This window comes from Flavobacterium sp. (assembly GCF_044371705.1).
Lineage (GTDB): Bacteria > Bacteroidota > Bacteroidia > Flavobacteriales > Flavobacteriaceae > Flavobacterium.
Genome location: NZ_JBILTE010000064.1, coordinates 1 through 13,744, shown reverse-complemented (window position 1 = coordinate 13,744; position 13,744 = coordinate 1). Strand labels below are relative to the sequence as shown.

At 35.4% G+C, this 13,744-nt stretch carries 13 protein-coding genes; 3 read left to right on the top strand and 10 right to left on the bottom strand.

From position 1 onward, the window contains the following. Together ACIQ2S_RS06250 and ACIQ2S_RS06245 are read left to right on the top strand one after the other, a co-directional pair. On the top strand, window positions 1-929 hold a 929-nt coding region (locus ACIQ2S_RS06250), incomplete at its 5' end, for a phosphoribosylaminoimidazolesuccinocarboxamide synthase (RefSeq protein WP_396174022.1). Window positions 930-1,095: 166 nt separating this feature from the next. Continuing rightward, on the top strand, window positions 1,096-1,485 hold the full coding sequence (locus ACIQ2S_RS06245) for an ankyrin repeat domain-containing protein (protein ID WP_396174020.1): 390 nt from the start codon (window positions 1,096-1,098) through the stop codon (window positions 1,483-1,485). Window positions 1,486-1,563: 78 nt separating this feature from the next. Here ACIQ2S_RS06245 and ACIQ2S_RS06240 read toward each other — a convergent pair whose 3' ends face one another. The 10 genes from ACIQ2S_RS06240 to ACIQ2S_RS06195 all read right to left on the bottom strand — a co-directional run bounded on the left by ACIQ2S_RS06240 (window position 1,564) and on the right by ACIQ2S_RS06195 (window position 12,968). Beyond that, the gene (locus tag ACIQ2S_RS06240) at window positions 1,564-2,835 is read right to left on the bottom strand and encodes an adenylosuccinate synthase (protein WP_396174018.1); all 1,272 of its coding nucleotides are present in this window, start codon (window positions 2,833-2,835) and stop codon (window positions 1,564-1,566) included. A 75-nt stretch (window positions 2,836-2,910) separates the two neighbouring features. Continuing rightward, window positions 2,911-3,360 (bottom strand): Fur family transcriptional regulator, encoded by a 450-nt coding sequence (locus tag ACIQ2S_RS06235; RefSeq protein ID WP_396174015.1) that lies wholly within the window; start codon window positions 3,358-3,360, stop codon window positions 2,911-2,913. A 105-nt stretch (window positions 3,361-3,465) separates the two neighbouring features. After that, entirely contained in the window at window positions 3,466-5,682 is a 2,217-nt protein-coding gene (locus ACIQ2S_RS06230; protein WP_396174011.1) for a RelA/SpoT family protein, read from the bottom strand. A 58-nt stretch (window positions 5,683-5,740) separates the two neighbouring features. Continuing rightward, window positions 5,741-6,523, bottom strand: coding sequence for a TrmH family RNA methyltransferase (locus ACIQ2S_RS06225; RefSeq protein ID WP_396174009.1), 783 nt, complete (start codon window positions 6,521-6,523; stop codon window positions 5,741-5,743). A 193-nt stretch (window positions 6,524-6,716) separates the two neighbouring features. Next, entirely contained in the window at window positions 6,717-8,051 is a 1,335-nt protein-coding gene (locus tag ACIQ2S_RS06220; RefSeq protein WP_396174007.1) for a DUF58 domain-containing protein, read from the bottom strand. Window positions 8,052-8,053: 2 nt separating this feature from the next. After that, on the bottom strand, window positions 8,054-9,061 hold the full coding sequence (locus tag ACIQ2S_RS06215; protein WP_396174004.1) for an AAA family ATPase: 1,008 nt from the start codon (window positions 9,059-9,061) through the stop codon (window positions 8,054-8,056). A 45-nt stretch (window positions 9,062-9,106) separates the two neighbouring features. Then, on the bottom strand, window positions 9,107-10,306 hold the full coding sequence (locus ACIQ2S_RS06210) for a DUF4350 domain-containing protein (protein WP_396174002.1): 1,200 nt from the start codon (window positions 10,304-10,306) through the stop codon (window positions 9,107-9,109). Then, window positions 10,303-11,043, bottom strand: a complete 741-nt coding sequence (locus ACIQ2S_RS06205) for a DUF4129 domain-containing protein (RefSeq protein WP_396174000.1) — start codon at window positions 11,041-11,043, stop codon at window positions 10,303-10,305. Before ACIQ2S_RS06205 ends, ACIQ2S_RS06210 begins: the two co-directional genes overlap by 4 nt. After that, window positions 11,036-11,986 carry a hypothetical protein gene (locus ACIQ2S_RS06200; RefSeq protein WP_396173998.1) on the bottom strand — a complete coding sequence of 317 codons (951 nt, stop codon included), beginning with the start codon at window positions 11,984-11,986 and terminating at the stop codon, window positions 11,036-11,038. Before ACIQ2S_RS06200 ends, ACIQ2S_RS06205 begins: the two co-directional genes overlap by 8 nt. Before the next feature lie 4 nt (window positions 11,987-11,990). Beyond that, complete coding sequence (locus ACIQ2S_RS06195) at window positions 11,991-12,968, bottom strand: stage II sporulation protein M (protein ID WP_396173996.1); 978 nt, start codon at window positions 12,966-12,968, stop codon at window positions 11,991-11,993. Between the two features lie 20 nt (window positions 12,969-12,988). Between ACIQ2S_RS06195 and ACIQ2S_RS06190 the strand changes: the two genes are divergently transcribed. Beyond that, entirely contained in the window at window positions 12,989-13,732 is a 744-nt protein-coding gene (locus tag ACIQ2S_RS06190) for an RDD family protein (protein WP_396173994.1), read from the top strand. The last annotated feature ends 12 nt before the right edge of the window (window positions 13,733-13,744 follow it).

Genomic DNA, 13,744 nt, shown 5'->3' with positions numbered 1-13,744 from the left:
CTAGTTTTAAGTTTCCCAACCAAAAATCAGTCTATCGCGGAAAGGTACGTGAGGTATACAACATTAATGATGAACTTTTAGTCATGATTGCCACCGACCGACTTTCAGCATTTGATGTCGTGATGCCCAAAGGGATTCCGTTTAAAGGACAAATATTGAATCAAATTGCTACAAAGTTTATGCAGTTGACTCAGGATATTGTACCCAATTGGTTGATTGCCACTCCCGATCCAAATGTGGCCGTTGGACATTTATGCGAACCATTTAAAGTTGAAATGGTGATTCGCGGTTATTTATCCGGACATGCCGCACGTGAATATGCTTTAGCAAAAAGAGTTCTTTGTGGCGTTACAATGCCGGAGGGAATGAAAGAGAATGACCGTTTTCCCATGCCGATAATAACGCCAACTACCAAAGCAGCAAACGGCTCTCACGATGAAGATATATCTAGAGAAGCAATTTTGTCGCAAGGAATTGTGACCGAAGAAGATTATGTAGTTTTGGAAAAATATACGCAAGCGTTATATCAAAGAGGGACAGAAATTGCTGCCTCCCGGGGGTTGATTTTGGTTGACACTAAATATGAGTTTGGAAAAACAAAAGAGGGTCAGATTGTTTTGATTGATGAAATTCATACGCCGGATTCTTCTCGTTATTTTTACGCAGAGGGATATCAGGAGCGTCAGGATCGCAATGAATCACAAAAGCAATTGTCTAAAGAATTTGTTCGTCAATGGTTAATTGCGAATGGTTTTCAAGGAAAAGAAGGACAACAAATTCCAAATATGACTGAAGAATATATTGAAACAGTTTCGGAACGATACATCGAATTGTATGAAAATATTTTGGGAGAAAAATTTATAAAAGCAGATATTTCAAATATTCAAGAGCGAATTGAAAAAAATGTTTTGGAGTATTTAAAAAAGTAAAAAAAATTAAAATTTATAGTAAGCCACGCCTAGCGTGGCTTTTTTTATTCTACTCTGTTAAATTAATGTTATAAATAATTGATTTTGTAACGAATAGGAACTGTTGTCGTCTATTACAGTAAATCAATCAATCATTAATCAATCAATCAATCAAAAAACGAACATCATGAAAAAATCAATCATTTATTTAGGAGTTGCCCTTTTAGGGTTCGGATCATTAGGAAATGCTACCAACACTGTACACAACACACCAAAAGAAGTTAGTGTATTTGCAAAATATTACGCTACACCTTTGTGTTTGGCTATTAGCAATGGGGAATTAGAAGTAGTAAAAAAGTTCATTGAATATGGGGCCGATGTTAATGAACGCACCAATGGTATGACCCCATTGATGTATGCCGCTCGCTACAATCAAACAGAAATAATCAAACTGTTGATTCAAAAAGGAGCCGATGTAAAAGCCAAATGTAAAAATGGTTTGACAGCATTAAAATATGCGGAATTATCCAATGCAACGGATGCAGCTGAGTTGCTTAAACAAAATGCGAAAGGTTAATTGAGTTAGTTAGTAAGTAAAAATCCCATCTCTTTTTTAGTTGAGATGGGATTTTTAATTTTCTAAAACTTCAATAAGTTATTTTTCTATGGTCTGCGTTCGATCGGGGCCTACGGAAATTACTTTGATGGGCACTTCCAATTCTTTCTCAATAAACGCGATGTACTCTTTGAATTCAGTAGGCAGTTCTTCATAAGTAGTCATTCCCGTCAAATCGTTATTCCATCCTTTTTTCTCAACGAAAATAGGCGTGACATTTTTGGGCTCAATGTTGTAAGGTAAATGTGTGATTTCTTCCCCTTTGTATTTATAAGCAGTACATACTTTTAACGTTTTTAATCCTGAAAGTACATCGCCTTTCATCATATACAATTGGGTTACTCCATTAACTTGCACAGCATATTTTAGAGCTACTAAATCCAGCCATCCACATCTGCGTGCACGTCCGGTTACCGAGCCGAACTCATTTCCTACTCTTGCCATTGTTTGGCCATCTTCGTCAAACAATTCGGTTGGAAAAGGACCGCTTCCTACACGGGTGGTATAGGCTTTGAATATTCCAAAAACGTCTTTTACTTTATTCGGAGCAATTCCTAAACCGGTGCAAGCTCCCGCCGCTGTAGTATTGGAAGAAGTTACAAAAGGATACGTTCCAAAATCAATGTCGAGCAAAGAACCTTGGGCTCCTTCACATAAAATAGATTTCCCTGATTTTAATGCTTGGTTTAAATATTCCTCACTATCAATAAACTTCAAAGCTTTTAAAACTTCTATGGAAGCAAAAAATTCATCTTCCATTTCTTTTAAATCGTATTCTAAATCTACATTATAAAAAGCAATCATAGCTTCATGTTTGTCAGCCAAAGCTCTGTAAGTAGAACCAAAATCAGCCAGTTCAATGTCACCTACACGTATACCGTTTCTTCCGGTTTTATCCATGTAAGTAGGACCGATTCCTTTTAATGTTGAGCCAATTTTAGCTTTTCCTTTTGCTGCTTCAGATGCTGCATCCAGCAATCGATGGGTTGGTAAAATTAGATGTGCCTTGCGTGAAATAAATAATTTGGATTTTACATCCATATTAAATTTTTCTAAGCCTTCTAATTCTTTTTGAAAAACAACAGGGTCAATTACCACGCCGTTTCCAATGATATTGATAGAGTTTTTATGAAATATCCCTGATGGTATCGTGCGAAGCACATGTTTGATTCCGTCAAATTCCAATGTATGTCCGGCATTCGGACCTCCTTGAAAACGAGCAATTATATCGTATTTAGAAGTAAGTACATCTACGATTTTTCCTTTTCCTTCATCTCCCCATTGCAGGCCGAGTAGCAAATCTACAGTCATTGTTTTATTTTATTGGTTTTGTTGAAATAGAATGGACAACCCGCAAGTTGTCCGTTTTAATAGCTCTAAAGCAATCTATTTTTCTGTTTTTACTTTTTTATTTCCATACAAATACAAGGAATGATTGTGCACTTCAATTCCAAATATGTCTTCAATCGTTTGTTTTATTTGTTGAATTCTCGGATCACAAAATTCAATTACTTCTCCAGTGTCGGTCATAATGATATGATCGTGTTGTCTGTCAAAATACGACTTTTCATAGTGAGCCTGATTCTGTCCGAATTGATGTCTCCGCACTAATCCGCATTCCAACAATAATTCTATAGTGTTGTACAAGGTTGCCCGACTTACGCGGTAGTTTTTATTCTTCATTTTGATGTACAACGATTCAATGTCAAAATGTTCGGTACTTGCATAAATTTCTTGTAGAATAGCATAACGTTCAGGGGTTTTACGATGACCTTTTTCCTCCAAATATTTGGTAAAAACGTTTTTGACAATTTCCTGATTTTTGCTATTTTCCATCGGACTTTTAATATCTGCAAAGATACACTATTTTTATATTTTGATTGTTTTTGACGCTAACTTTCATAAAAGATTATTAACATAAAATGTGAATATAATTTATTTTTAGGAGTTATTTACACGACTGATTTTGTCGACCCCGTCAATCTTTTTGATATTTTCAATCAGTTTTTTCAAAATGGTGTTGTTTTGAACAATTACCGTAACCTGCCCGTTAAATATTCCGGCTTCTCCGCTTAATGAAATACTTTGAATATTTACGTGCATTTGATTGGATATCACACGGGTCAACTCATTGGTTAATCCCATAGAATCCATGCCGGTAATTTTCAATACAGCTTTGAATTTTTCTTGAGTGGAATCAATCCATTTGGCAGTAATAATCCGATATGCATAATTCGATTGTAAACTGATGGCATTCGGACAATCTTTTCGATGGATTTTGATGCCATCATTGATGGTTAAAAATCCGAATACATCATCGCCGGGAATTGGGTTGCAACAAGATGAAAGTTTGTAATCCAATTTGTCATGCTCAGCCCCAAAAACAAGCATATCGTAGTTTTTGCTTAACTCGTTTTTTTGCACTTGCTCCGGTGCAGTGGTATTGGTTCGTTTTATTTTTTTAAAAAAATTAAGTATCGAATTATTTTTCAACGATGCATAATCTTTTAATTGTTGGTTGTCAATAGTTCCAATTCCAACACGATAAAATAAATCTAAACTCGTCTTAAGTTTAAAATAATTGACCAGTTCGTTAACGGTAGTTTCATTTAATGTAATTTTTAAATGACGCAATTTACGTGTTAGTATTTCTTTTCCCTCTTCTGCGATTTTTTTGATATCCTCGTTTAATACGTTTTTAATTTTATTTTTTGCACGCGAAGTGGTCACATAATCTAACCAATGTGAATTAGGTTTTTGATTTGCAGAGGTGATGATTTCTACCTGATCACCACTATTTAGAACATGATTTAGCGGCACTAACTTTCCATTTACACGCGTTCCTCTGGTTCGAACACCAATTTCAGAGTGAATACTAAACGCGAAATCTAACGAAGTAGCACCTTTAGGTAAACTTTTGATTTCGCCTTTAGGTGTAAACACATATATTTCCTTTGAATATAAATTCAGTTTGAAATCTTCTACAAAATCAACTGCATTGGAAGCGGAATTTTCTAATGCTTCTTTCAATAAATTCAACCAAGTATCCAAACTGTTTTCTTCCGATAATCCTTGTTTGTATTTGTAATGAGCCGCATATCCTTTTTCAGCGATTTCGTCCATACGTTCACTGCGAACTTGTATTTCCACCCAACGACCTTTTGGACCCATAACAGTGATGTGAAGTGCTTCATAACCGGTTGATTTTGGCGAAGAAATCCAATCGCGTAGGCGACTCGGACTCGGACGGTAATGATCCGTTACAATGGAATATATCTTCCAAGCAATGAATTTTTCGTCATGTGTATTTGATTTGTAAACAATTCGCAAGGCAAACTTGTCGTACACTTCATCAAACGAAACGCCTTGAGCCAACATTTTTCTGCGAATAGAATAAATCGATTTGGGTCGGCCTTTGATGGTATATTCGATACCTTCGTCGTCCATAGATTTTTTTAAAATATCCGAAATCGATTTGATGTAAGCTTCCTGTTCCTGCTTACTTTCCTTCATTCGGCTTAAAATATCCTGATACACATCCGGTTCGGTGTATTTTAATCCTAAATCTTCCAACTGACTTTTGATGTTATACAAACCTAATCGATGAGCCAACGGGGCATAAATATAAAGTGTTTCTGAAGCAATTTTCGCCTGCTTATAATCAGCCATGGACTCCATGGTTTGCATATTATGCAAGCGGTCGGCCAACTTGATTAGTATTACACGAACATCGTCATTTAGAGTCAATAACATCTTGCGGAAATTTTCCGCCTGCATTGATATTTCTTGATCGGTTTTAACTTTTGAAATTTTAGTCAACCCATCTACCAATTGTGCAATTTTTGGGTTAAACACTTTTTCAATTTCGGCAACAGTTATGGGTGAATCTTCTACTACGTCGTGCATCAAAGCAGCAGCAATAGCAGTTGCACCCAAACCAATTTCGGAAGCAACTATTTTTGCTACAGCAATCGGATGGAAAATATAGGCCTCTCCCGATTTTCTTCGCTGGTCTTTGTGGGCTTCAACAGCTACATCAAATGCCTTTCGAATAATCATTTTGTCTTCGGGAGTAAGTGTTTGATAGCTAATGCGAAGGAGGTTCTTATATTCCTTAGCAATCTCTTTGTTCTCTAGTTCAATATCAATTTCTGTCATAGCTTATCGTTCACTTACTAAAAGTAGGACAAAGTTTTGAATTGTGCAAATGGAAATTTTAAAACCCTCGCTGCCTCTTAGCCTCAAACAACAAAATAGCCGCTGCCACAGATACATTCATCGAATCGATGGCTCCTTGCATCGGGATAATGATGTTTTGTTTGCTTTCGGTTCGCCAAGGTTCGGTCAAACCTGTGGCTTCGGTTCCAACTACCAATGCAGAAGGAGTGGTATAATTTTCTAAATGATAGCCATTGGAATTCTGGAGTGTCGCGGAATAAATGGCAATTTTATTCAATTTTAAATAAGCAATCACTTCTTCTGTCGTTCCAACAGCAATTCTGTTGGTGAATAAACATCCTACACTTGAACGAACGACATTCGGATTGTATAAATCACTTTTCGGATTGGCGATAATTACTGCATCAATTTTTGCGGCATCGGCAGTGCGAAGTAATGCTCCTAAATTTCCGGGTTTTTCAATGCCTTCTGCAACTAAAATCAAAGGGTTGTCAGATAGTTTTAAATCAGATAATCGATGCTTTTTTGATTTTGCTACGGCTAAAATGCCTTCAGTCGTGTCGCGATAAGCTAATTTTTGATACACTTCTTTGGATAGTTCGATGCAATCAATTCCTGCAAATGCTTTTAACTCTTTATCTGAAACCAATTCAGGCAAAAACAAAAGGGTTTCCAGTTCGTAACCGCCTTTGAGTGCCAACTCAATTTCGCGTTTGCCTTCCATCAAAAACGTACCGGTCTCTTTGCGGGTTTTGGCTTTTTCCTGCAATTGCACCAATGATTTGATAAATGGGTTTTGTGCGGAAGTGATTTGTTTCAAGGGAGTGAGTTGCTAAGGTGTAAAGATAATGATTAGAATTTGAAACGCGAAGCTCGCTATTTTTTTTATTTTCTCGCAAAGTCGCAAAGCCGCAAAGATATTCCTTTTGCGACTTTGCGACTTTGCGAGAAACTTAACTTAAGATATAATTTATCAGACCTAAAAAACCTAGCGACTTTTGCGTGATTAGCGGTTACAAAATCCCGCGAGCCTTGATTTCCAAATACTTATTAATCGTATCCAACGTCAAGTTTTCAGGCTGCGTTAAAACAGAGTAAATACCGTATTTTTTGAGTTCGTTCACAATCAATCGCTTTTCAAAAGCAAATTTTTCCGCAATCACTTTATCATACACTTCCTGAACAGTTTCGGATTTTTTATGAATAATTTCGTTGAGTTCGGTATTTTGAAAAAAGACCACAACCAATAAATGACTTTTGGCAATGCCTTTTAAATAGGGAAGTTGCCGATGCAAACCATCCAATGTTTCAAAATTTGTGTACAATAAAATAAGACTTCTATGGTTGATATTTTTCTTAATATCTACATATAGACGACTGTAATCGCTTTCAAAAAAATCGGTTTTCACATTGTAAAGTGAATCCATGATCAACTGCATTTGCGACGACCGTTTCTCTGCCATTACTCGGTTTTCAACTTTTTTGGAAAAGGTGAACATACCTGCTTTGTCGTGTTTTTTCAAAATCACATTCGATAAAACCAAGGTCGCATTAATGGCGTAATCCAATAAACTCAATTGATTAAAAGGCATTTTCATCACCCGTCCTTTGTCAATCACCATGTAAACCGACTGCGATTTTTCATCTTGAAACTGGTTCACCATCAACGAATTTTTCTTGGCAGTGGCTTTCCAGTTTAGCGTTCGGATATCATCTCCCTGCACGTATTCTTTGATTTGCTCAAATTCAATCGTATGACCGATTCTGCGAATTTTTTTCACACCGTATTGAAATAAATTATTCGAAAAAGCCATCAAATCGTATTTCCGTAACTGAATGTAGGATGGATAGGTGGGAACCATATGTCCGTTTTCAAACATAAATCGTCTGGAAATCAATCGCAGTGGAGAAGACACATAAATATTTAGTTTGCCAAAATGGTATTCTCCACGTTCGGTAGGACGTAAAAAATACTGGATGTCGTCTTGTGAAGAAGCTTTTATTTTTCGTTTGATTTCAAAATTTCGCACCTGAAATTGAAAAGGTATTTCATCTATTACTTTTACTAAAATTGCAAAAGTATAGTAGTTTTTAATACTGATAGCTATCGGGTTTTCATCACCGTTGGAAAGCTTTTCTGCCATCATTCGGTTACCTTCTACACCTGTTTTGGCTAAAAAAAGAATCAGTAGGTCCAATACTAAAAACGAAGCTAAGATGATCAACAAATACCAACAGGCTGTATACAAAAACGGAAAGAAAAACGCACACGCAAACAGCGTTATGATTCCAAGCAAAGCATAGAAAAATAAGTTGTTGATGTACAATTGTCTAAAAAAACGTTTCAAATTTATCTTGGTATTTCGATGGTTTCTATAATTTGACGAATGATTTCCTGACTAGTGATGCCTTCCATTTCACGTTCGGGCGTCACAATCACACGGTGTTGTAATACTGGAATTGCTGCATCTTTAATATCTTCAGGTGTAACAAAATCACGGCCGCGTAATGCTGCATATCCTTTGGAGGCATTTAAAATGGCAATCGATGCACGAGGCGAAGCACCCAAATATAAAAAGGCATTTTCACGAGTGTTGATGACCAATTTGGCAATGTATTCCAACAAATTCGGTTCAACTATAATTTGTTTGACCAAACCTTGGTATTTATTGATTTCTGCAGCCGTTAAAAACGTTTTTATTTGATCTAATTTACCTGCATCTTGCAAGGAATGTTCACGTTGAATGATTTCAATTTCCTCACTTAACTTCGGATAATCGATGTTTATTTTAAATAGAAAACGGTCCAATTGAGCTTCCGGTAAACGATAGGTTCCTTCTTGTTCAATTGGGTTTTGTGTGGCAATTACCAAAAAGGGTGTGGTTAATTGATACGTGGTTCCGTCCATCGTAATTTGACGTTCTTCCATTACCTCAAACAAAGCCGCTTGTGTTTTGGCAGGAGCACGGTTTATTTCGTCAATTAAAATCAAGTTGGAAAAAATTGGGCCTTTTTTAAATTCGAATTCCGATTTCTTTAAATCGAAAACCGAAGTTCCCAAAATATCCGAAGGCATCAAATCGGGTGTAAATTGAATGCGGCTGAAACCAATATTCATTGTTTTGGCTAATAACTTAGCGGTAATTGTTTTGGCTACTCCCGGAACGCCTTCCAATAATACATGGCCATTGGATAAGATGGAAACTAATAATTGATCAATCATTTTTGATTGTCCCACAATTACTTTTCCAAGTTCGTGTTTAATTTGAGCAAGACTGTCTTGCAACGGTTTTAAATCCAATCGCGATTCAAAATTTACGTTTTCTTCTAACGGATTATTGGTCGTGTTTTCTTCCATGATTTCTATTTTTGTTTTTAAAAGTAAGTCATTAAAAATGCATGATTACTCTATTATTTTTTCTAATATGTTATTGATTTCAATTAAATCTTCTTCGGTGCTTTGATACCTTTTTTGATGTTTGTGAATCAATCGCACCGCTTTGTCAATTAATAGTTGGTCTTTACCCGATTTTAAATGTAATTTCTTCACAAAGGCATCATCTAATTTAGTTGTATCGATTAAATAAACGGTTCTAATTTTTTCCAAAAAGAAAATAATCTTCTTATCAATTAAATTGCCGTGATTTCCTTCTTGAAAATACAAATTTCCGATAGTTTTTGTAAAATCAACTGTTGTATTTTCTAACGGTTTGATAATTGGAACAATGCGTTGTTTGCGTTTGGCATTGAATAGAATAAATACAATCATGCCAATTAAAAAGAAATACCAAGCCCATGTAAGTGCCGGGTGAGCAAAAATAAATCGGAGTGGCGATTGCGAAATACTTTCGTCCGTTAGATTTTTTTGGTACCAATAAACGGGTTGGTTTGCTATATAAGAAAACAGTTTTTGGGTATATTCTGAATGATTATCTTTTAGCAAATGATAATTAGAAAAAGCAGCCGGTTGGGTGTGTAGCAAGAACGAACCTTCTTTGTAATCTACCTTGATGAAATTCACGAAAGTACTATCTGCAATTTTTTGATAGCCTAAAATGGTTGTGTTTAAAGTGTCAATTTCTCGAAAGTATCTGCCGGAAAACCCTGCACCCATTTTATATTTTGCATCGCTAAATTTAGGATTCGCCAAATAATTTTGAACGGTATCTTTGTAATAATACTGATTGCCTATTTTAAAATTTAAAGTATCCGACAGCAGTTCGGAAAAGGAATTCATGCTCATAAAAGCTTGATTGCCATGGCTGACAAACAATAAAATTTCGCCGATGGATTCTTCATCAATAGTATTTTCATTGGTAATCGAAAGCAAGGTTCCTCTGATATCATACGCATTAACCAACGTGTCATAATCGTAATGAGCATCAAAAAATTCATAGGGTGTGATTTTGAATCGTTCTACTTTTTGTTCTGAAAATAGCGATTCAATTTCTTGATCTAACACATACAATCCCAAAGGTGTTTTTGAACTCACTTTATAGGTGGGTCGCCAATCAATTGGTTTTGGGCGATTGGCATCCACGTAAATGATTCCCACTAAAACCAGGACTAATAGCGTGATATATATTTTTAATGTTCTGTTCATGCCCCTAAAGAATTGATTAAGTTATCAAACGCTTTTTTGGCTTTTACAAAAGTCACTTCGTCCAATTCAAATTCGCCGTACCAAATATAATTGTATAAGTAGGACACATATTCAAACTGCGATTTGATGGAAGTGTTTTTAATTTCATACAAATAATCCGAATTGGTTTTTTCAACATCCCATTCAATTAATTGCTTGGCGGACATGATTTTTAACAACCATAAATAGTAGTAACGAATAGCTAAACGATTTTCGCCGTTTTTCAAGGTTTCTTTGATTAGTTTTTCAAAATCGACTAAGTGGATGTTCTTTTCAATTTCTTCGTAGTTGATTACTTTTTTATCAGACGATTTTCCAAAAACCCAACTTCCTTCGCCATTCATAATCGCTTTCACAATTAAATAAATAACAAAAAAGATAATGGCTGCTGCAAGTATCTTTAAAAATAATTCAACAATATTTTCAGTATTTTCTCTGCTGGTGGAGTTGAAAATTCGCTCAAATAAATCGTAGAGCCATTCTTTAAAACGTTCCCAAGCACTTAATTCTTTGACTTTAACTTCATAGATAAATTCGTCGGCAGTATATTTTTCTTGAAAACCTTCTTTAAATTTTACTTCTTCAACTGTGGAAGAATCCACCTTTATTTCACTTTTAGAAACAATCAATGTGTCCTGCGCAAAACTCGGAATAGAAAAGAGAAGTAAAAATAAAAATAAAAGCAGGTATTTAGTCATGATTACTTCCTATCGAATCAATTGCACTTTGTTGTTGGTTGTTTTCACTGTTTTCGCGTAAGCTGTAATAAATGACCCCATTGTTGATTAATAATAAATTATTCAATATATAATTGAGAAGAACCGAAAAAACAAAAATTATTGCCATCATGATACCAAAAAATGAAAATGCATTTTCTTCTTCAAAATTTTGTGATTGTGCCGATGTAAAAACAGAAGCCAGTCCGATGACATAGGGAATCATTGTTAACACACCTAAAACAATTTGAATAATTATGGTCATCACTAAATTAGAACCAACAATGGGCCAAAATTTTTCTTTCAACAAGTTGAATCCTTTGCCTAATGCTTCAAAAAACCCTACATCGGAATTCATGTAGACGTACAAACTTAAATTCATCCAAGCCAAATAAGCAGGTGCAACAATCAATAGTAACGGGATACCAATGATGATGAAAAATAAGAGCATCATTACGGCTCCAAGAACTAGAAGTATCGGAATGGAAATTAAAAACAACTTAAAAAAGTAACCAATAAGTCTACCGAGGTTTTTTCTCATCTCCTTCAATATGGTTGAAGTTGTGAAGGAATCACCTTTGTTTTGATCATATAAATTCAAATAAATAATAGGATAAACAAAATTCAAAAGCGACACAAACAGAATCAAAAGAAATAAAACAACAACTACGCCGATAATTAATCCGATGTTATTATTGAAATAACTTTCCAACGTTCCGAAGTCTTGATTAACCGCACCAATATTTGAAAAAAGCACTTCAAAATAAACTTTAAAAACAAAGTAAAATAAGACCGAAAGAACTAATAGAAAACCACCATTAATGATGAAATAGTGCGTAAAAAAATGTTTCCCCGTTTCTTTAAAAAACGAAAAAGTGTCCGAAATATAGTCGCTGAAATTCCTGTTTTTAAATAATTGAAACATACGTTTATTTTTTAGCTAGTTGATTTTTCATTTTAGAATGCACGATAAAGGGAAATACTAAAAAGTAAAATGAGATCATCGCCAACGTCGATAAAATAATCACCACATTCAACCAATTAGGCATTTCTAATGAATAACGGGTAACAAAACCTTCTAAAAACCCAGCAGCTATGGTAAAAGGCATGGTGCTTAGGAATATTTTTAAACCGTCTTTAAAACCCATTTTAAAAGAAGCCATTCGCGAATACGTTTTTGGAAATAGGATGGAAGCACCCAAAATAAATCCGGCCGCTGCTTCGATGACAATGGCAAAAATCTCCATCGAACCGTGAATCCAAATGCCTTGAACACTTTCCCAAAACACACCTTCTTGGTAGAAAAAATATTGAAACGAACCTAACATGATACAGTTTTGCAACATGATCCAAAAGGTGCCAATACCACCAAAAACACCGAATAAAAAACACCGCAGACCCACATACAAATTATTCATCGTGATGGCAATAAATCCGCCCCAATTGCTGCCTGATTTGTAAACAGCGACTGGATTGCCCTCTTCAATGTTCTCCAAAGTCATATTAACATAATCATCGCCCATAATCAAACGGACAAAATCGGTATCGTACTTAGCAGAAATGACGCCAATGGCCGTACAAGCAAAAAAAAGAACAAAAGCATAGACCAAATAGCGTCTATACTGATAAACAATCAATGGTACTTCGGTAGAAAAGAAATAAATTAATCGATTTTGCTCGGTTCTCTTGGTCTTGTAAATCTTCTGATAAATTTGTGAAGCCAAATAATTTAAGTACACAACCGTCTTACTTTTAGGGTAATAGGTTTGTGCATACGACAAATCGTTGACCAAATGGATATATAAACTAGCCATTTCATCAGGATTTTTTTTAGCTTTACCAAAAATAGCTTGCTCAAATTCAAGCCATTTTTCTTTATTTTGCTTTATGAACGCAACTTCTCTCATGGTTTGCTAAAATATAAAATATGTCAGAATTATCAATAAACACGACACAAAATGTCAATATAAATTTTACAGCCGCAACAGTGGCCGATCGAATGTTTGGCTATCTACTTGATTTACTGATTAAAATTGCGTATTCTATTACTGTTTTCGGAATCTTTTTTTATTGGTTGGGATTAAATGATTGGCTGGACGGACTAGATGGATGGTCAATTGCAGCCGTTTTGTTCGTTTTTTTTTCGCCGGTAATCTTCTATTCATTGGTTTTGGAAAGTCTTTTAGAAGGGCAAACCATCGGAAAGCGATTGATGAAAACAAAGGTGGTTAAAATTGATGGGTACCAAGCATCTTTTGGCGACTACATTATTCGTTGGGTTTTTAGAATTATCGATGTAAACATCAGCAGCGGCGTCATTGGTTTGATTACCATGATTATTAGCAGCAAAACCCAACGTTTGGGCGATATGACTGCCGGAACTGCAGTCATCAGTTTGAAAAACAACATCAGCATCAATCACACTATTCTGGAGGAAGTCGACAATTCGTACGTACCAACCTATCCTTTGGTAATCAAATTAAGCGACAACGATGCACGTATCATCAAAGAAACCTTCAACATTGCGGTAGCAAAAAGAGATTTTGCAACTTTAATCAAACTACGTACTAAAATTGAAGAAGTCACCGGTATCAAAAACACCTCCGGCAATGACACTGATTTTCTTCGAACGATTTTAAAGGATTATAGTTATTATACACAGAGTATGTAGGTTTGGAGGTGC